The organism is Spiroplasma endosymbiont of Melieria omissa (assembly GCF_964031175.1).
GTDB lineage: Bacteria > Bacillota_I > Bacilli_A > Mycoplasmatales > VBWQ01 > Spiroplasma_E > Spiroplasma_E ixodetis_A.
In genome coordinates this window covers 1,402,837-1,421,378 of record NZ_OZ035012.1, presented here as the reverse complement: position 1 = coordinate 1,421,378, position 18,542 = coordinate 1,402,837, and the positions used below count along the sequence as shown (strand labels likewise).

The window sequence follows — 18,542 nt, the reverse complement described above, 5'->3', positions numbered from 1 at the left end:
ATAAAGGAAAACTATTTAAAAGTTTAAATCCAGAAGGATAATAAAAACTAATTAATTTAATTTATTAACTTCTTTTAAAAAAACCTAAAATTAAATTTTAGGTTTTTTATTATTTTTATCCTGTATAATTTTCAAACTTACCTCATTTTGGAATAAAAACAGTTACTACTTTTCCTGTCGGGCCGTTTCGATGTTTAGAAATAAGAATTTCAGCAAGATTACTTTCTTGTGAACTTGTTGTTTCTTCGCTATTTTTTTCCTTATAATAATCATCACGATATAAAAACATAATTACATCAGCATCTTGTTCAATAGCCCCTGACTCACGTAAATCAGACATTAAAGGACGTTTTTCTTCACGTCTCTCCACCATTCTTGATAATTGTGATAAACAAACAATTGGTACTCTTAATTCTCTTGCCAAAATTTTTAAACTACGAGAAATATTTGAAACTTCTTGTTGACGTGATTCACTATCTCTACCAGTTAATAACTGTAAATAATCAATAATTACTAACTTAATGCTATTTTCACGACTTAATTTTCTTAATTTAGTTTGCAACTCTAAAACTCTTAAACCAGGTGTATCATCAATAATAATTCTTTTTTGTTTCAATTGCTCAGCAGTAGCACTAATACGATTTCAATCAGCCTGTGTAAATTTAGACTTATTACGTAAACGATTAGCATCAAAATGTCCTTGACAAGAAATCATTCTTGTAATTAATTGATCTTTTGGCATTTCTAATGAAAAAATAACAACAACATCGTTTTTATTATCTTGTTCATTAGCAGCATTTAAAGCAAAATTAAGTGCTAAGGCGGTTTTACCCATTGAAGGTCTAGCTGCTAAAATAATTAAGTCACCTCGTTGAAAACCACTAGTAATCATATCCAAATTGTTAATACCTGAACTTGTACCAGTAATATTAACTGTTGATTTTTGTAGTTGTTCAATTTTAGTTACCACATCATCAATGTGTTCACTAATTGGCAACATCTCTTCATGATTACGTTCACTACTTACTTGTACAATTTGAGCTTCAGCAGCAATTAAAACTTCATTAATTGACTTTTCACTTTGTAACTCTTTACCAATATTTTTTAAAGCATTTTCTAATTGTCGTTTAGTAGTTCTTTCAATCAAAATATCAATGTGTTCTTTTAAATTAGCATCAGTAATATATTGAGCCACTAAAGAAGATAAATATTCAATTCCACCAATTTTATCCAAATTATTTTGCTTAACTAATTCTTCGGCAATAGTTGTTACATCAATACCAGAATTATTTTTATAAAGATTGGTAATTGTTTTAAAAATAATTTGATTAGAATTAATTGTAAAGTCATGTGGTGCCAATAAATTTAATGCACTTTCACATGCTGGTGATGATTGAATCATCGCACTTAAAACATTAACTTCTGCATTATTTATATATTGACCATTGTTAGACATAATTATTCTCCTAAAACTTCAACCTTTAATTGTGCAATAATTGTAACATCTAATTTAATATTAATGTTAGTTATACCTAATTCATTAATAGGATTAAATTTAACAAATTTATGTTTATCAATTTTAATGTTATATTTTTGCACTAGTTGTTCACAAATTTGTTTTGAAGAAATAGCACCAGAAACTTTACCATTATTACTTTTTAATTTAAATTGTAAAGTAATTAAAGCTAATTGTTCTTTAATTTTTTGTAAATCTTCTAATTCCATTTCTCGTTGTATTTTTTTATTTTCAATTACTTTTTGATTAATTTTTAATGCTTCTGATGTAGCAATTACAGCTAATTTTCTAGGTAATAAATAATTTTTACCATAACCATCACTAACATTAACAACTTCACCTTTTTTACCATAATTTTTAATATCCGTTAAAAGGACAACTTTCATTGTAAACATCTCACTTTCTATTTTAATAATTTTTAATACCTTTCAGTAGTAGCACTCTCACTTTGATATACGCCACTTTCAATTAGTTTTACCAATTCATCATACAATGCTCTAATTCCCAATTTACTACTTTGGACAGCAGCAGCACTAAAGTGACCACCACCACCTAAGTTTTCACAAATAATTTGAACATTTATTTCACCGTTGCTTCGTGCTGATAAACAGGCACGTCCTTGACGATCATAAGCAATAGTAAATGATGCTTTACAATCACGTAAGTCTAACAACATTTCTGAAATTTGGGCTAAATATGAAGTATGTACTTCTAAGTTTTCATCACCAACAGCAACTAAAAATCCTTTTTTAATTTCTTGGGCGTGACTAATTAAAGCAAATTTATCAATTAGTTCATTTAAACTATTTTTCAATAATCCTTTAACTTTAGAAGGAGAAGCTCCTCAATCAGTTAATAATCCACAGGCTTCAAAAGTTCTTCTTGTTGTTCTTACTTGGAAATTATTAGTATCAATTAAAATACCTGCAAACATTATATTTCATAAAAATAATGATTCAATATTATTAAAATCATTATAATAAATAATTTCTGTCATTGCTTCAGCTGTTGAAGAAGTTCCTGCATCAATATAAGAAGTAATGGTACTACTAATTGATTCATCAGAAACACGATGATGATCAATAACAATAATTTTTACAGCTTTACTTAATAAATCAGGACTATCAACGCGTTGCGGATTATGAGTATCAACAACAATTAATAAAGTATTTGCATGAAGAAATTTAAGTGCTTGTTTACCTGTAATAAAATTACGACTAATATAACTTTCAGGAACAAGTTCATGAAGAATTTTTAATGTTTTTTCATCAACTTCATTTTGATTAATAACATAATGAGCACTTTTATTTAAACTTTTAGCAATTTCAATAATAGCTGTTCCTGAAGAAATACTATCAAAATCAGCAGCCGCATGTCCCATAACTAAAATGTTTTCTGCTAATTTTATTTCATTATATAATGATTGTGCAAACATTCTAATATTAATTTTAGATTCTGATTGTTTTGCTTCAATAGTACCTCCAATAAAAACTGTATTACCACCAAATTCACGAATAACTACTTGATCACCACCACGATAAACTGCTAACTCTTTACTTTCAATAGCCAAATCATATAGATCTTTACTAATAGCATTACCATAAGAGAAACCAGCAGATAACGTAATATCTGCTTTAAATTTTTTAACACCTTCTCGAATATTTTTAATAAGTGGAAAGTTATCATTTCTTGCTTTATTAAATTCATTTTGATAAAGTAAAATATTGTAACCATCTTCAATATTACCTAATAATAAACCTGAATAATTATTAGCAAAATCATTTAATTCAGTTTTAATAAATGCTTCAACACGAATTTGATTCTCAACTCTTAATTTTTGTAAAGAATTATAAAAATTATCAATACTAATTACACCAAAAACTAATTTTTCTTGCTGTAATTTATTATATAAGAAATGATATTTAGTTGTTTCTTGTAACAAAATTGTTCTAGTTTGTACTAAATAAATAGCATCATAAAGCATATCTTCAATTTTAAGTGTAATTTGAGTAATATTATTACTAATTAATTGTTCTAAATCTCTTGATAGTTTAACAATTGATTTTCCAATTAATCTACCTAAACCTTTATCTTCTAAAAATTCACTTACTCACATAATTGATAAATCACTATCTAAAACAATCATACCAACACTACCAAAAGTTAAAGCTTGTGCATTATTTAATTTTATGATTTCAGCTGTGTTAATATAACGATGACGAATTCATAAACTAAATAAAAAAATATAAAGACAAACAATAATAAAATTACCTAAAACTAAACTTAAAATTACAGTAATAGTGACCACTTGTTCTGCTGTCTCAATATTAACAATAAAATAAGTCAAGCCAATTAAAATTTCAATTACTAATCAAATAATCATTATTAAATGATAATTTCTTAACGATTTGAACACTTTGTCACTTCCTTCTAATATTATTAATTATACTATAACACTAATATTAAAAACAGCCATTATCTTTTATGTAATATAATACTATTAAGGTCTTTTTATTTTAATTTTAAACTATTATTTAAAATAAAATATTTTTAAGAACCTGTTTAGAATCTTTTCGAAAATAATGTAAAATGATTATATATAGCTAACTAAAGTAATGTTTACTCATATCTTGAAAAACAAAATCAATCGCTTTTTTAATATTTGGTCAATAATTTGGTAATATTTTTCTTAGAACCTGTTTAGGATCTTTTTTGATTAATTTTTAATAAAATTTATATTATAATGGTTATTTTATAATAAAAAATAGATTTTTAGTCGATAAGTTTTCAAATGATAAAATCTTTTTAACAAAAAAATGAAAAAGAAAATAAATTATTGGTTAAGTACCTATTTATAAATGATTATTTCTTGTTTTAGTTAAATTCTATTAAAAAGATCCTAAACAGGTTCTAATATTACTTTTAATCTTCTTGTTCCATAAACACATTTATTTTCTTTAAAAGCACTAATAATAGCTTCATCATAAATATTATTTTGAATTTTATTTTCTTTTTTCTTTAAATTAAAATAATATGTTGATTTAGAAATTTTTAAAAAATGACACATTGTGCGAATTTTATATTTAAACTTATTGTTTGTAATAATTTCTATTTTCTGCCTATTATTAGTGCTGCTTGCTTTAAAATATCTGGAATGGCAACACTTTTTAGGACTATTTTTTGGTAGACATTTGTTTTTGATAATTAACTGGAGTTAAGTAGTTTAAAGTGCTGTGGATTCTTATGTTGTTGTATCAATTGATGTAATCAAATAATTCTAATTTTAATTGGATTAATGATCTAAAATTTTTATCATTAATAAATTCAGTTTTGAAAGTTTTAAAAGTTGCTTCAGCAACAGCATTGTCATAAGGACAACCTTTTTTGCTTAAAGAGCGAGTAATATTGAATGCTAGTAAAAGTTTATCAATAATTTTATTATTAAATTCATTACCACAATCACTATGAAATATTTGAATATCTTTTAAACAGCGATTTGATTGCATAAATGCTTGATGTACTAATAAGGCATCTTTTCTAGTACCTACACTATGTCCAATAATTTCGCGGTTAAATAGGTCAATTAATAAGCAAATATAGTTTCATTTACCATTAACTTGAACATAAGTTAAATCACTGACAATAACTTCATTTTTAAGCCTATTATTAAAGTTTCTATTCACAAGATTAGTGATTTTTTCATCATTTACTTTGTTATTATGATTTTTGAATGATAATTTAGTGTATTTTGATATTAAATTATGCTTATTCATAATTTCTTTAATTTTTCGTCTTGATAAATAAATTTCTTGGTTTTCTAATATTACTTTTAATCTTCTTGTTCCATAAACACATTTATTTTCTTTAAAAGCACTAATAATAGCTTCATCATAAATATTATTTTGAATTTTATTTTCTTTTTTCTTTAAATTAAAATAATATGTTGATTTAGAAATTTTTAAAAAATGACACATTGTGCGAATTTTATATTTAAACTTATTGTTTGTAATAATTTCTATTTTCTGCCTATTATTAGTGCTGCTTGCTTTAAAATATCATTTTCCATTCGTAATTGTTTTAATTCTTTTCTTAATTTAATTAATTCATTTTCTTCAACAGAACGATTATCTTTAGCTTTAAAACTACCTGAATTAGTAAATTGCTTAATTCAATTATAAGTAGCTGCTCTTGTAACATTATATTCTTTAGCAAGGTAAGATACTGATTTGCCGCTTTGATATAAAGCTACTATTTGTTTTTTAAATTCATCGGTATATGAATTAATATTGGCCATAATTATAGTTCCTTTCTTTCAACTAATTTGTTCACTTGTCTACGTAATTAGTGTCCAATAAAGTGTAACCCATCCACTTAACTAATTGTAAAATATACAAAATTTGATAACATATAGTTGTTATCCAATATATAAATTTTAACTCATTACTTTTATACCAAAGTAAATGGACTTTTTATTGTTAAAGGAGGCATTAAAATGGCAATAATAGATAAGACTAAATCACAAACATATAATTTTCTATCAGAAAATAAATCCATAGAAGATATTAAAAAACAACCAAACACTACTTTAAAAGAAAAAAGTAGACATGGTGGATCAACATTTAAAATAATTGAAAAAATTACTGCTAGTGAACAACAACTTAATGATGACCTGTCCAAAAATATTAATGAAAATTTAAAAATAGTTTCTACTAATTTAACAGATAACGAAAAAGAACAAAAAACAAATAATGATTTTTGAACAAAATTAACCAATTACTTAAATTTACCAAAACCAAATACAGAAGAACTAATACAAGCTCAAAGAAAAATTCAAGAACTAGAAAAGGAAATTCAACAACTTAAAAAAGAATATGAAGAATTAAAACTAAAGCAAGGCAATGTAAATTTGGCTAAATTTAAATATAATGCCATAACAATTTATAATGAAAAACAAACTAAAAAAACAGGTATTGATAAAATTCACGAAGAATTTTTACCAATAGCAGATAAAATATTTTTTATAACAACTTTTGTGCATATTAATCAATCAATAAGCGAAGAAATAATGTATTTTCATCATTTTAAATATGATGCTAGTTTAAAAATAATAAAACAAACCAAATACTACAAAAATATAAATGAATATAAAAGTAATATTTTTTTAATTGATGAACAAAATCAAAATTTAAACAAAATAACAGCAAAAGATTTTTTAAAAAAACAACAAGATTTTAAACTAAAACCAACTAAAATTGAAAGAACTCTATGATATATTTTTACAGTAATTGTTGTATTAGCTGGCATATCTACTTTCATAGGTGTCATCATTCTTTTTTTTCCAACTGTAGCTAGTATACCTGCTGTAGCAATAGGATTAAAAGTTGTAGGTACACTTTCTAGTATTAGTTTTATAAGAATATTTGCATCAATATTTTCTTCTGCAACAAGAAAAGTTGATGTATGATTTGGTTATAAATTTTATAAAAACAAAGAACAAAAAGAAAAAGAAAAAAAAGAACGTCAATCAATAATTAAAAATTTATCAGTTGATAAATTAGAAACTAAATTACAAACACAATATGAGATTTTAAAACAAGAACTAGATAACAGAAAAGAAAAAAATCCAGACCAACTAATAAACAAAAACATTATAAATCATAATTTAAATAACATTTCTCAAAATCTAAATATTGAATCTGAAAATAATCAAAATTTTGATTCATCTATACGAAATACAGTAAATAATCAAGACTCACAACCTTTAACAAGTTCAATTAAAAATTGAAATAAAGTGAAATGTTTATTAACATAATTAATAAAGTTTTGATCACTATTTTGAAAAATAGTGATTTTTTATTATTTATTAAACATTTTTCGTTTTAAAAATATATAATTTTTTGTGAGTATTTTAAGGGTAGAAAAAAATATTCAAAAATAATAAAGAGAGGAAAAATAAATTATGCCATGAGAACCATATGACAAATGAAGTCAATCGGAAAAAGATGAATTTAAAAAAGAAGCTGAACGAATAAATAAAGCTTGAGGAGAAAAAAACGAACGTGAAAGACGAGAAAAAGTTGCTAATGCTCTTGGATTTGAAAAAGAAGACACTATAAAAAAAGAACAAGAACAGTTGAAAGAAGTATGAACAGAAAAACAAAAAGTTGGTAATTCTTTGGGATTCAAAGAAATTAAAAAAATAAATAATGAAGCTTCAACAAGTAAAAGTCAAAGTTCTAATAGTAAATCAGCAAAAATGTAAATCTTAAATACTTTAAAACTGCACAATTGTGCAGTTTATTTAGTGATTTTATTGATTATAATCTTAATTAAAATCTTTAACGTAAATAAGTGTTAAATATAAAATAAAAGTGTTATAATTAAATTGTTCTTATTTTTTATAGAACAAATAATTTTAAAAAATGAATATAAAATTTAAATAAACATAAATTCAAAAATTCCAAATAACCCCTAAAACTTTAGTTTCTATTTTTAATATAGAAACTTTTTTTGTATAATTTAATTAAACTTAATATAAGTTTTTAACTCATTATTTTATGGAATAGCAACACTTTTTAGGACTATTTTTTGGTAGACATTTGTTTTTGATAATTAACTGGAGTTAAGTAGTTTAAAGTGCTGTGGATTCTTATGTTGTTGTATCAATTGATGTAATCAAATAATTCTAATTTTAATTGGATTAATGATCTAAAATTTTTATCATTAATAAATTCAGTTTTGAAAGTTTTAAAAGTTGCTTCAGCAACAGCATTGTCATAAGGACAACCTTTTTTGCTTAAAGAGCGAGTAATATTGAATGCTAGTAAAAGTTTATCAATAATTTTATTATTAAATTCATTACCACAATCACTATGAAATATTTGAATATCTTTTAAACAGCGATTTGATTGCATAAATGCTTGATGTACTAATAAGGCATCTTTTCTAGTACTTAGAACCTGTTTAGGATCTTTTTAATAGAATTTAACTAAAACAAGAAATAATCATTTATAAATAGGTACTTAACCAATAATTTATTTTCTTTTTCATTTTTTTGTTAAAAAGATTTTATCATTTGAAAACTTATCGACTAAAAATCTATTTTTTATTATAAAATAACCATTATAATATAAATTTTATTAAAAATTAATCAAAAAAGATCCTAAACAGGTTCTTAGATAAAAAACAAGATAAATTAACTTTAATTAAAGAAGATATAACTTATAAAGTTTTACAATATAAAGAATTAGGAACTGGTATATTTACTGGTGATAAAGATATTCCACCAACTAAATTTATTAAACAATGAATTAATGAAAGTATAAGTAAAAAACAAGATAAATTAATTGCTGGTGAAAATATTCATATTAGTGATACTAATGTAATTAGTGCTACTGGTGGAAGTGAACCCCCTAATTTAGATAATTATTATACAAAACCAGAAGTTGATAAAAAATTAGAAGATAAATTAGATATAGATAAATTTTCATATGCTTTTGCTATACATGCTGTTAGTACTGAAATTCCTAATTTAGAAACTACTGATAAAACAGTTGTTGATGGTATTAATGAAAATAAAATTAATATAGATAATAAACAAGATAAATTAACTTTAATTAAAGAAGATACTACTTATAAAATATTAGAATATATTTCTGGTGATTGGAGTGAAACAACATTTCAAGGAGATAAAGATATTCCTCCCACAAAATTTGTTAAAAAATTTATTGATGAAAAAATTAATGCTTTAAATATTATTAAATGAAAATCAGTAGGTACAAAAGAAAGTAATATTAAAATTAATTATGAATTTAAAATAAATACTTTATATAGAATTGCTTATTCATGAAATGCAAATGATACTGGTGCAATAAAATATATTATTTTTAAATATAGCTAACTAAAGTAATATTTACTCATATCTTGAAAAACAAAATCAATCGCTTTTTTAATATTTGGTCAATAATTTGGTAATATTTTTCTTATATTATGTTTTATAGCAAATCAAAAATGTTCAATTGGATTTAAATTAGGAGAATATGGCGGAAGAAATAATAGTTTGCATCCAGCATTTTCAATTAATTGTTGTGTTAATTTAGATTTATGAAACGTTGCATTATCTAAAACTATAATTTGTCCACGCTTTAATACTGGAATTAGTTTATTTTTAACATATGATTCAAAAATTTTACTATTGCAATGTTCTTCAAATGCTCATAAGGCTTTTAATTTACCTTTATTTAGTGAACCAATTATACTCATTCTCTTTATTTTATATGCGGGTTTATTATCAAATAATCTTTTACCTTTTTCAGATCAACCATATTTATAAAATTCATTATCATCAATTCCAGATTCATCAATATATACTAAATCTTCATTCATTATTTTAGCTATTTCTTTTAAAAAATCTTCTTGTTTATTTTTATCTCTTTGTTCATATAGAAAAGTTTTTTTTATATGTATAATTTAGTTTTTTAAAATAGTTATAAACTGTTTCTTTAGTTATATTTCCAAATTTATCAATTACTTTTTGAACTGTAACATCTTTATTTTCTGCTAAATAATTTTTTAATTCATCTAAATCCTTTATTTTGTGGCTATGTCCTTTTTGATAATTCAAAATTGGTTTTATATGCCCAGTTTCTTTTTTTCTTTTTCTTCATAAAAATAAAGTCTTTCTAGTGATATTGAACACTTTACAAATTTCTTTAATTTTCATATTTTTACTTTCATAAGCTTCTATTACTTTTCTTCGTAAGTCTTCACTGTATGGTTTTGGCATAATTTAATCTTCCTAATCTATTTTAATTATTGCTGAATTGTACTTTTAAATTCAAAAACTGCTTAAATTACATATTATTATTTTACATTATTTATGAGTAAATATTACTTTAGTTAGCTATATAATATTTTAATAATGATTTGCTATTGTTTTTTTGTTATATTATAAGTAGTAATATTTATTACCAATTTTGCGATGAATTACAAAGCAACGAGCATTAAAATCCCAATATATTTATTTAAAATTTTAGTTTATTATTTTATTTTAAAGTAACTATTTTTCTTTTAAAGGAGTGCACATCACCATGGCAATTAAAGATGTACAAAGAGATGGTAATTGTTTATTATGAGCAGTAATCGTTTCATATTTAGAACAAGTTAAAACTAATAAAAACCAATTTAAAAAAAGATATAAATCACTTTTTGGTATAGAAATCGGTTGAGAACGAATTTTTAGTTTTGCTGATTTTAGTTTTGCTGATAAAGAAAATGAAAAATTAGTTAAAGTCTTTCGTAATCGTATTTGTAATTATATTGAAAAAAATTTAGATACAAAACGGCCAGATAATAAAGCTAATTTTAGATCAATGTTATTAGATAGTGAAATCAATAATAAAAATAAAGAATTGTATCCTAACAATAGTGAAGATACACAAATAAGAAAAACTTTAGAACAAATGAGAAAAAATGGTGAAATAACAGGTTCTGTTGAAATTGAAGCAATTTGTAATATTTTAAATTGTGATATTATTAGAATTAATGAAGATTTTGATGTTGCAAGTAGGGAAAGATTTGAACCAGATAATGTAATTGCTAATAATGAGGTGAAGTTATACTATCAAGCTCGACATTATCAATATTTTTCAAATGTTACTAATCAAACACCAGCAAAAAGGAATGAGGAAGAAACTACAAAAGTAGTGACGCCTTCATTTGAGGTTAATTCAAGTAATAATAGTTCTCAAGAAAGTATTTTATTTCCAAGAAAGGAAAGTGCTGATTTTTTAATTAATGCTAGATTGAAACTTAAAAATCAGTTGTCTGATAAAGAAATTAATGAAGAAACACAAAATGCTATAATTGATATTTTTATTGAAGATATAATTAAAGTACCAGCACATCAAAAAAATGAAATATTAGAAAAATCTATTTTTGAATTAAATAATCAAGATCAATTATTTATAAATCCTAATCTTGTTTTTGAATCATTTATTAAACCAATAATTAATGGTTCAAAAACAGGAGATCAACAATTATTAAAAGAAAGTACTAATACAAATACTAATTAATTAGTATTATCAATTTTATATTTATTGATTTGTTATATTAATAAAAAATAACCAAATATTTGGTTATTTTTAGTATATTTTAAATTTATTTTACTTGGTATTTAATAGTTGGAATGGCAACACTTTTTAGGACTATTTTTTGGTAGACATTTGTTTTTGATAATTAACTGGAGTTAAGTAGTTTAAAGTGCTGTGGATTCTTATGTTGTTGTATCAATTGATGTAATCAAATAATTCTAATTTTAATTGGATTAATGATCTAAAATTTTTATCATTAATAAATTCAGTTTTGAAAGTTTTAAAAGTTGCTTCAGCAACAGCATTGTCATAAGGACAACCTTTTTTGCTTAAAGAGCGAGTAATATTGAATGCTAGTAAAAGTTTATCAATAATTTTATTATTAAATTCATTACCACAATCACTATGAAATATTTGAATATCTTTTAAACAGCGATTTGATTGCATAAATGCTTGATGTACTAATAAGGCATCTTTTCTAGTACCTACACTATGTCCAATAATTTCGCGGTTAAATAGGTCAATTAATAAGCAAATATAGTTTCATTTACCATTAACTTGAACATAAGTTAAATCACTGACAATAACTTCATTTTTAAGCCTATTATTAAAGTTTCTATTCACAAGATTAGTGATTTTTTCATCATTTACTTTGTTATTATGATTTTTGAATGATAATTTAGTGTATTTTGATATTAAATTATGCTTATTCATAATTTCTTTAATTTTTCGTCTTGATAAATAAATTTCTTGGTTTTCTAATATTACTTTTAATCTTCTTGTTCCATAAACACATTTATTTTCTTTAAAAGCACTAATAATAGCTTCATCATAAATATTATTTTGAATTTTATTTTCTTTTTTCTTTAAATTAAAATAATATGTTGATTTAGAAATTTTTAAAAAATGACACATTGTGCGAATTTTATATTTAAACTTATTGTTTGTAATAATTTCTATTTTCTGCCTATTATTAGTGCTGCTTGCTTTAAAATATCATTTTCCATTCTTAATTGTTTTAATTCTTTTCTTAATTTAATTAATTCATTTTCTTCAACAGAACGATTATCTTTAGCTTTAAAACTACCTGAATTAGTAAATTGCTTAATTCAATTATAAGTAGCTGCTCTTGTAACATTATATTCTTTAGCAAGGTAAGATACTGATTTGCCGCTTTGATATAAAGCTACTATTTGTTTTTTAAATTCATCGGTATATGAATTAATATTGGCCATAATTATAGTTCCTTTCTTTCAACTAATTTGTTCACTTGTCTACGTAATTAGTGTCCAATAAAGTGTAACCCATCCACAACAATTAATTGAAAATGCTGGATGCAAACTATTATTTCTTCCGCCATATTCTCCTAATTTAAATCCAATTGAACATTTTTGATTTGCTATAAAACATAATATAAGAAAAATATTACCAAATTATTGACCAAATATTAAAAAAGCGATTGATTTTGTTTACTCATAAATAATGTAAAATAATAATATGTAATTTAAACAGTTTTTGAATTTAAAACTACAATTCAGCAATAATTAAAATAGATTAGGAAGATTAAATTATGCCAAAACCATACAGTGAAGACTTACGAAGAAAAGTAATAGAAGCTTATGAAAGTAAAAATATGAAAATTAAAGAAATTTGTAAAGTGTTCAATATCACTAGAAAGACTTTATTTTTATGAAGAAAAAGAAAAAAAGAAACTGGGCATATAAAACCAATTTTGAATTATCAAAAAGGACATAGCCACAAAATAAAGGATTTAGATGAATTAAAAAATTATTTAGCAGAAAATAAAGATGTTACAGTTCAAAAAGTAATTGATAAATTTGGAAATATGACTAAAGAAACAGTTTATAACTATTTTAAAAAACTAAATTATACATATAAAAAAAACTTTTCTATATGAACAAAGAGATAAAAATAAACAAGAAGATTTTTTAAAAGAAATAGCTAAAATAATGAATGAAGATTTAGTATATATTGATGAATCTGGAATTGATGATAATGAATTTTATAAATATGGTTGATCTGAAAAAGGTAAAAGATTATTTGATAATAAACCCGCATATAAAATAAAGAGAATGAGTATAATTGGTTCACTAAATAAAGGTAAATTAAAAGCCTTATGAGCATTTGAAGGACATTGCAATAGTAAAATTTTTGAATCATATGTTAAAAATAAACTAATTCCAGTATTAAAGCGTGGACAAATTATAGTTTTAGATAATGCAACGTTTAATAAATCTAAATTAACACAACAATTAATTGAAAATGCTGGATGCAAACTATTATTTCTTCCGCCATATTCTCCTAATTTAAATCCAATTGAACATTTTTGATTTGCTATAAAACATAATATAAGAAAAATATTACCAAATTATTGACCAAATATTAAAAAAGCGATTGATTTTGTTTTTCAAGATATGAGTAAACATTACTTTAGTTAGCTATAATTATAAATAAGTAAGGCTTAAAAATAAATATAACTTTTAGGAGGAAAATATGGAAAAAAAACTTTTAACTTATCCTCATGATATATCAAAAAATTATTAATCATACTAGGTATAAGTAAAATTGCAATTGGTTTGTCTATCTTATTTGTTTTTATTACAAACTTAATTATCTATACTAATTCAGGATTAATATTTCCTTTTAGAGAAATATCATAAAATAAATTTACAAGATAAAAAATGAGTATAAATGCTTTAAAACATTTATACTCATTTTAAATTTATATTAATTTTAAAAATTCTAAAATTCGATTTAATTCTTTGTGATTACTATAATTGATGATTAATTGTTTTTTATTGATTTTTACTTTAGTATCTAAAGTTCTTGATAAAGTATTTTCTAATGCTACTAAATGAAGATCTGACTTTTTATTAACATTTTGTTTTTGATTTAAACTTAATTGTTGCATCTTAATAACATCTTCAACCTTACGAACACTCCATTGTTCACTATATGCCCTTTTAGCAATAGTTACCATTAAATTAAGATTAGTACCTAAACTTAATAATGGTTTAACATGACCCATTGTTAATTCATTGCGTTGAAGCATTTGTAAAATCTCTACTGGCAATTGCAAAATTCGTAAAGTATTAGCAATGTGACTACGTGATTTATTAACTTTTTGTGAGAGTTGTTCTTGAGTTCATTTCATTTTACTAATTAAAGTTTGATATGCCTGTGCTTCTTCAAAAGCATTCAAATCAACACGTTGAATATTTTCAATCAAAGCAAATTCCATTAATTGTTGATCTGTTACTTCAATAGTTACTGCAGAGATCTCTGTTAAACCTGCTAATTTTGCAGCTTTAGTTCTACGTTCACCAGCAACTAATTGAAAAACACCATCTGTTATCGTTTTCTTAACAATAATTGGTTGAATTAAACCATGAATTTTAATTGAATCACTTAGTTCTTTAATTTCTTGTTCATTAAATACTACACGCGGTTGATATGGATTAGGAATAATTTTAGCAAGAGAAATAGTTTGTGAAAAAGTTTTAGCAATTTCTGGTGAACTTTCAATGTTAGTTATCAAATCATTTAAACCTTCACCAAAAATTGATGCTAAACCTTTAGCAGAAATACGATTTTTTTTATCATTAGACATTATTTAACACCTCATTCACTAAACTTTGATAAGCAATAGCACCACTGCAACGTGGCCGATAACTAAAAATATTTTTACCATGACTTGGTGCTTCACTTAGGGTTACATTTCTTGGAATATAATTTTTATAAACTTTTTCTCTAAAATTTTTTTGAATTTCTTTGATAACTTCAACAGAAGAAGTTGTTCTAATATTAACCATAGTTAATAAAATGCCTTCAATTTCTAAATTGGGATTAAATAATTGTTGTACTAAACGAATAGTAGATAATAATTGTACCAAACCACCTAATGCATAAAACTCAGCTTGTAACGGAATAATAACTGAATTAGCCGAAGCTAAAGCATTACGATTAACTAATCCTAAACTAGGCGGACAGTCAATAATAATAAAATCATATATTTCCTTTACGGGTTCTAATTTTTCTAATAAAATATTTCTTTTATTACGAGATTGCTCTAATAAAAATATTTCGGCTCCCGCCAAAGAAATGGTCGATGGTAATAAATCTACTCCTTGACAAACTTCAGTTTTAATGACTTTTTCCAATGGAACATCATGTACTAAAACATCATATATATCTTGTTCAACTTTATCAGCAGCAAAACCCATTGAAATAGTAGCACTACCTTGTGGATCCAAATCAATAAGTAACACTTTTTTATTTTTTATACCTAAACCTGCAGCAAGATTAGTAGCAGTAGTTGTTTTTCCAACTCCACCTTTTTGATTAGCAATTGCAATAATTTTGCCCATAATAATTACCTTTCTAAATTAATAGACTAATATTTTATCCTACTAATTAAGTTTAACACTAATTTTAATTAATATTATTTACAAAGGTTTACTTTTAATTTGTTGATAAGGTCTTGGATATTTTAAAGCACATAATTTATATTTTTGAAAATGAAGGATTGTTCTTTGACCATAGTTGTTTGGTAATTGAACAGTAAATTGATTAATTAACTTTGCACCCATTGTGTTAATACTATTTTGTGCCAACGCAAGTTCTTCTTCAACTTTAAGACCCTTATAAGCAATAAATAATCCTTCAACTTTTACTAATCCTAAACATAATTCACTTAAAATATTTAGCGGTGCTAATGCTCTTGCTGTTACAATATCAAATGTTTCACGATATTGATGAGCAAATGCTTCTGCTCTTTGATTAATTATATAAACGTTTTCTAAGTTTAATTCAGTAATTACTGTTTTTAGAAATTGACATTTCTTTGCATTTGATTCAATAATGGTTAATTGTAATTTGGGAAAACAAATTTTTAAAATTATTCCTGGTATACCAGCACCACTACCAACATCACAAATATTTTGATCATCCAAAGTGATGTTATTACTAATTAAAAGAGCATCATAGAAATGTTTATAATAAACTTCTACTTCTTCAATAATTGTTGTTAAGTTATATTTTTTATTTTCAGCAATTAAAATTTTATAATACCGACTTAATTGTTGTTCCATTATTGGTGTTAAAGTTAAATTAGTTAAACCTATAGTTCAATCTTTATTCATTGCTTACTCCTAAATCAATTTTTTAATAAAATACTTTATTTAAAGTAGACTATAAATATAATGCTTTAAATAATTAAATATAATTTAATTATAATTTTATATTTAATTATAATGTTTTTTTAGTATATGTTTGAAATTTTATCACATAACTACTATCCTTCAAAATTTAATGTTATTTTTAATTAATAATTAATTAAATAATTTAAAATGCTTAAAATATCATTTTCGTTGTATTTTCTTTAAACTCAAATATAATTAACACATATAATAAGAATTATTAAAAAAATTATAAAGGTTTTTTAACTCATTGCTTAATTTAAAGTAAATGAGTTTTTATGTTTTAATTGATATCATTGAAAGGAAAAATAAAAAAATGAAAATTTTACTTAATTTTTCAAACGAACTAACAAAATCTATTAATAATAGTTCATTAAACACCATTATAGAAATTAACAATTGAACAAATCCTATCAAAGAATATAAAAATAAACTTGACCAAATATATCAAAATTTTCTAAAATCACAAGAATTATCAAAAGCTTTATTTAATAAATCAATAAATATATATAAACCATATTTTATAAATAGAATGAAAAGAGAAATACTTGGAATGGCAACACTTTTTAGGACTATTTTTTGGTAGACATTTGTTTTTGATAATTAACTGGAGTTAAGTAGTTTAAAGTGCTGTGGATTCTTATGTTGTTGTATCAATTGATGTAATCAAATAATTCTAATTTTAATTGGATTAATGATCTAAAATTTTTATCATTAATAAATTCAGTTTTGAAAGTTTTAAAAGTTGCTTCAGCAACAGCATTGTCATAAGGACAACCTTTTTTGCTTAAAGAGCGAGTAATATTGAATGCTAGTAAAAGTTTATCAATAATTTTATTATTAAATTCATTACCACAATCACTATGAAATATTTGAATATCTTTTAAACAGCGATTTGATTGCATAAATGCTTGATGTACTAATAAGGCATCTTTTCTAGTACCTACAAACTATGTCCAATAATTTCGCGGTTAAATAGGTCAATTAATAAGCAAATATAGTTTCATTTACCATTAACTTGAACATAAGTTAAATCACTGACAATAACTTCATTTTTAAGCCTATTATTAAAGTTTCTATTCACAAGATTAGTGATTTTTTCATCATTTACTTTGTTATTATGATTTTTGAATGATAATTTAGTGTATTTTGATATTAAATTATGCTTATTCATAATTTCTTTAATTTTTCGTCTTGATAAATAAATTTCTTGGTTTTCTAATATTACTTTTAATCTTCTTGTTCCATAAACACATTTATTTTCTTTAAAAGCACTAATAATAGCTTCATCATAAATATTATTTTGAATTTTATTTTCTTTTTTCTTTAAATTAAAATAATATGTTGATTTAGAAATTTTTAAAAAATGACACATTGTGCGAATTTTATATTTAAACTTATTGTTTGTAATAATTTCTATTTTCTGCCTATTATTAGTGCTGCTTGCTTTAAAATATCATTTTCCATTCGTAATTGTTTTAATTCTTTTCTTAATTTAATTAATTCATTTTCTTCAACAGAACGATTATCTTTAGCTTTAAAACTACCTGAATTAGTAAATTGCTTAATTCAATTATAAGTAGCTGCTCTTGTAACATTATATTCTTTAGCAAGGTAAGATACTGATTTGCCGCTTTGATATAAAGCTACTATTTGTTTTTTAAATTCATCGGTATATGAATTAATATTGGCCATAATTATAGTTCCTTTCTTTCA

Annotated in this window: 19 protein-coding genes and 1 pseudogene; 7 read left to right on the top strand and 13 right to left on the bottom strand. The window is 23.5% G+C overall.

Annotation, left to right across the window (positions count from 1 at the left end):
- Positions 1 to 115: 115 nt before the first annotated feature.
- The 5 genes from dnaB to ACQH26_RS09260 form a co-directional block, all read right to left on the bottom strand.
- The gene (gene dnaB / locus ACQH26_RS09280) at positions 116 to 1,456 is read right to left on the bottom strand and encodes a replicative DNA helicase (RefSeq protein WP_338974284.1); all 1,341 of its coding nucleotides are present in this window, start codon (positions 1,454 to 1,456) and stop codon (positions 116 to 118) included.
- A 2-nt stretch (positions 1,457 to 1,458) separates the two neighbouring features.
- Positions 1,459 to 1,902 (bottom strand): 50S ribosomal protein L9, encoded by a 444-nt coding sequence (rplI, locus tag ACQH26_RS09275; protein ID WP_425382332.1) that lies wholly within the window; start codon positions 1,900 to 1,902, stop codon positions 1,459 to 1,461.
- A 32-nt stretch (positions 1,903 to 1,934) separates the two neighbouring features.
- The gene (locus tag ACQH26_RS09270) at positions 1,935 to 3,932 is read right to left on the bottom strand and encodes a DHH family phosphoesterase (RefSeq protein ID WP_425382331.1); all 1,998 of its coding nucleotides are present in this window, start codon (positions 3,930 to 3,932) and stop codon (positions 1,935 to 1,937) included.
- 483 nt (positions 3,933 to 4,415) lie between these two features.
- Positions 4,416 to 4,583: a hypothetical protein gene (locus tag ACQH26_RS09265; protein ID WP_425382101.1), complete on the bottom strand. Its 168-nt coding sequence runs from the start codon at positions 4,581 to 4,583 to the stop codon at positions 4,416 to 4,418.
- Positions 4,584 to 4,689: 106 nt separating this feature from the next.
- A protein-coding gene (locus ACQH26_RS09260) for an IS3 family transposase (RefSeq protein ID WP_425381867.1) occupies positions 4,690 to 5,810 on the bottom strand; the annotation gives its coding sequence in 2 pieces (ribosomal slippage) (positions 4,690 to 5,540 and positions 5,540 to 5,810; 1,122 coding nt in all).
- A 198-nt stretch (positions 5,811 to 6,008) separates the two neighbouring features.
- Here ACQH26_RS09260 and ACQH26_RS09255 point away from each other — a divergent pair.
- Both ACQH26_RS09255 and ACQH26_RS09250 read left to right on the top strand, forming a co-directional pair.
- Positions 6,009 to 7,328 (top strand): hypothetical protein, encoded by a 1,320-nt coding sequence (locus ACQH26_RS09255; protein WP_425382330.1) that lies wholly within the window; start codon positions 6,009 to 6,011, stop codon positions 7,326 to 7,328.
- A 147-nt stretch (positions 7,329 to 7,475) separates the two neighbouring features.
- Complete coding sequence (locus ACQH26_RS09250) at positions 7,476 to 7,778, top strand: hypothetical protein (protein WP_425382270.1); 303 nt, start codon at positions 7,476 to 7,478, stop codon at positions 7,776 to 7,778.
- Between the two features lie 319 nt (positions 7,779 to 8,097).
- Here ACQH26_RS09250 and ACQH26_RS09245 read toward each other — a convergent pair whose 3' ends face one another.
- The 3 genes from ACQH26_RS09245 to ACQH26_RS09235 all read right to left on the bottom strand — a co-directional run bounded on the left by ACQH26_RS09245 (position 8,098) and on the right by ACQH26_RS09235 (position 10,301).
- Entirely contained in the window at positions 8,098 to 8,430 is a 333-nt protein-coding gene (locus ACQH26_RS09245) for an IS3 family transposase (protein WP_425381973.1), read from the bottom strand.
- Positions 8,431 to 9,412: 982 nt separating this feature from the next.
- A complete protein-coding gene (locus tag ACQH26_RS09240) occupies positions 9,413 to 9,901 on the bottom strand; it encodes an IS630 family transposase (protein WP_425382329.1) in 489 nt (162 codons plus the stop codon).
- Between the two features lie 40 nt (positions 9,902 to 9,941).
- The gene (locus tag ACQH26_RS09235) at positions 9,942 to 10,301 is read right to left on the bottom strand and encodes a helix-turn-helix domain-containing protein (RefSeq protein WP_425382298.1); all 360 of its coding nucleotides are present in this window, start codon (positions 10,299 to 10,301) and stop codon (positions 9,942 to 9,944) included.
- 304 nt (positions 10,302 to 10,605) lie between these two features.
- Here ACQH26_RS09235 and ACQH26_RS09230 point away from each other — a divergent pair, with 304 nt between their 5' ends.
- Complete coding sequence (locus ACQH26_RS09230) at positions 10,606 to 11,589, top strand: OTU domain-containing protein (RefSeq protein ID WP_425382328.1); 984 nt, start codon at positions 10,606 to 10,608, stop codon at positions 11,587 to 11,589.
- Positions 11,590 to 11,721: 132 nt separating this feature from the next.
- On the opposite strand, the gene ACQH26_RS09225 is transcribed toward ACQH26_RS09230, so the two are convergent.
- Positions 11,722 to 12,842 (bottom strand): IS3 family transposase gene (locus tag ACQH26_RS09225; RefSeq protein ID WP_425381867.1). Its coding sequence is split into 2 segments (ribosomal slippage): positions 11,722 to 12,572 and positions 12,572 to 12,842, totalling 1,122 coding nucleotides; the frame shifts between segments, so codons are not numbered across the junction.
- A gap of 82 nt (positions 12,843 to 12,924) precedes the next feature.
- Between ACQH26_RS09225 and ACQH26_RS09220 the strand changes: the two genes are divergently transcribed.
- The 3 genes from ACQH26_RS09220 (at position 12,925) to ACQH26_RS09210 (ending at position 14,066) form a co-directional block, all read left to right on the top strand.
- Entirely contained in the window at positions 12,925 to 13,086 is a 162-nt protein-coding gene (locus tag ACQH26_RS09220; RefSeq protein ID WP_425383112.1) for a transposase, read from the top strand.
- 91 nt (positions 13,087 to 13,177) lie between these two features.
- Positions 13,178 to 13,537 carry a helix-turn-helix domain-containing protein gene (locus tag ACQH26_RS09215; protein WP_425381863.1) on the top strand — a complete coding sequence of 120 codons (360 nt, stop codon included), beginning with the start codon at positions 13,178 to 13,180 and terminating at the stop codon, positions 13,535 to 13,537.
- 40 nt (positions 13,538 to 13,577) lie between these two features.
- Entirely contained in the window at positions 13,578 to 14,066 is a 489-nt protein-coding gene (locus tag ACQH26_RS09210) for an IS630 family transposase (protein ID WP_425382327.1), read from the top strand.
- Between the two features lie 284 nt (positions 14,067 to 14,350).
- Here ACQH26_RS09210 and ACQH26_RS09205 read toward each other — a convergent pair whose 3' ends face one another.
- The 3 genes from ACQH26_RS09205 to rsmG all read right to left on the bottom strand — a co-directional run bounded on the left by ACQH26_RS09205 (position 14,351) and on the right by rsmG (position 16,769).
- The gene (locus ACQH26_RS09205; protein ID WP_174480208.1) at positions 14,351 to 15,238 is read right to left on the bottom strand and encodes a ParB/RepB/Spo0J family partition protein; all 888 of its coding nucleotides are present in this window, start codon (positions 15,236 to 15,238) and stop codon (positions 14,351 to 14,353) included.
- A complete protein-coding gene (locus ACQH26_RS09200; RefSeq protein WP_425382326.1) occupies positions 15,231 to 15,995 on the bottom strand; it encodes a ParA family protein in 765 nt (254 codons plus the stop codon). Before ACQH26_RS09200 ends, ACQH26_RS09205 begins: the two co-directional genes overlap by 8 nt.
- A 78-nt stretch (positions 15,996 to 16,073) precedes the next feature.
- A complete protein-coding gene (rsmG, locus tag ACQH26_RS09195; RefSeq protein ID WP_425382325.1) occupies positions 16,074 to 16,769 on the bottom strand; it encodes a 16S rRNA (guanine(527)-N(7))-methyltransferase RsmG in 696 nt (231 codons plus the stop codon).
- A gap of 373 nt (positions 16,770 to 17,142) precedes the next feature.
- Between rsmG and ACQH26_RS09190 the strand changes: the two genes are divergently transcribed.
- On the top strand, positions 17,143 to 17,412 hold the full coding sequence (locus ACQH26_RS09190) for a hypothetical protein (RefSeq protein WP_425382324.1): 270 nt from the start codon (positions 17,143 to 17,145) through the stop codon (positions 17,410 to 17,412).
- Here the strand turns inward: ACQH26_RS09190 and ACQH26_RS09185 are convergent.
- Positions 17,399 to 18,521 (bottom strand): annotated as a pseudogene (locus tag ACQH26_RS09185) (IS3 family transposase). The gene ACQH26_RS09190 and the pseudogene ACQH26_RS09185 sit on opposite strands and share 14 nt — an antisense overlap.
- Positions 18,522 to 18,542 lie beyond the last annotated feature (21 nt).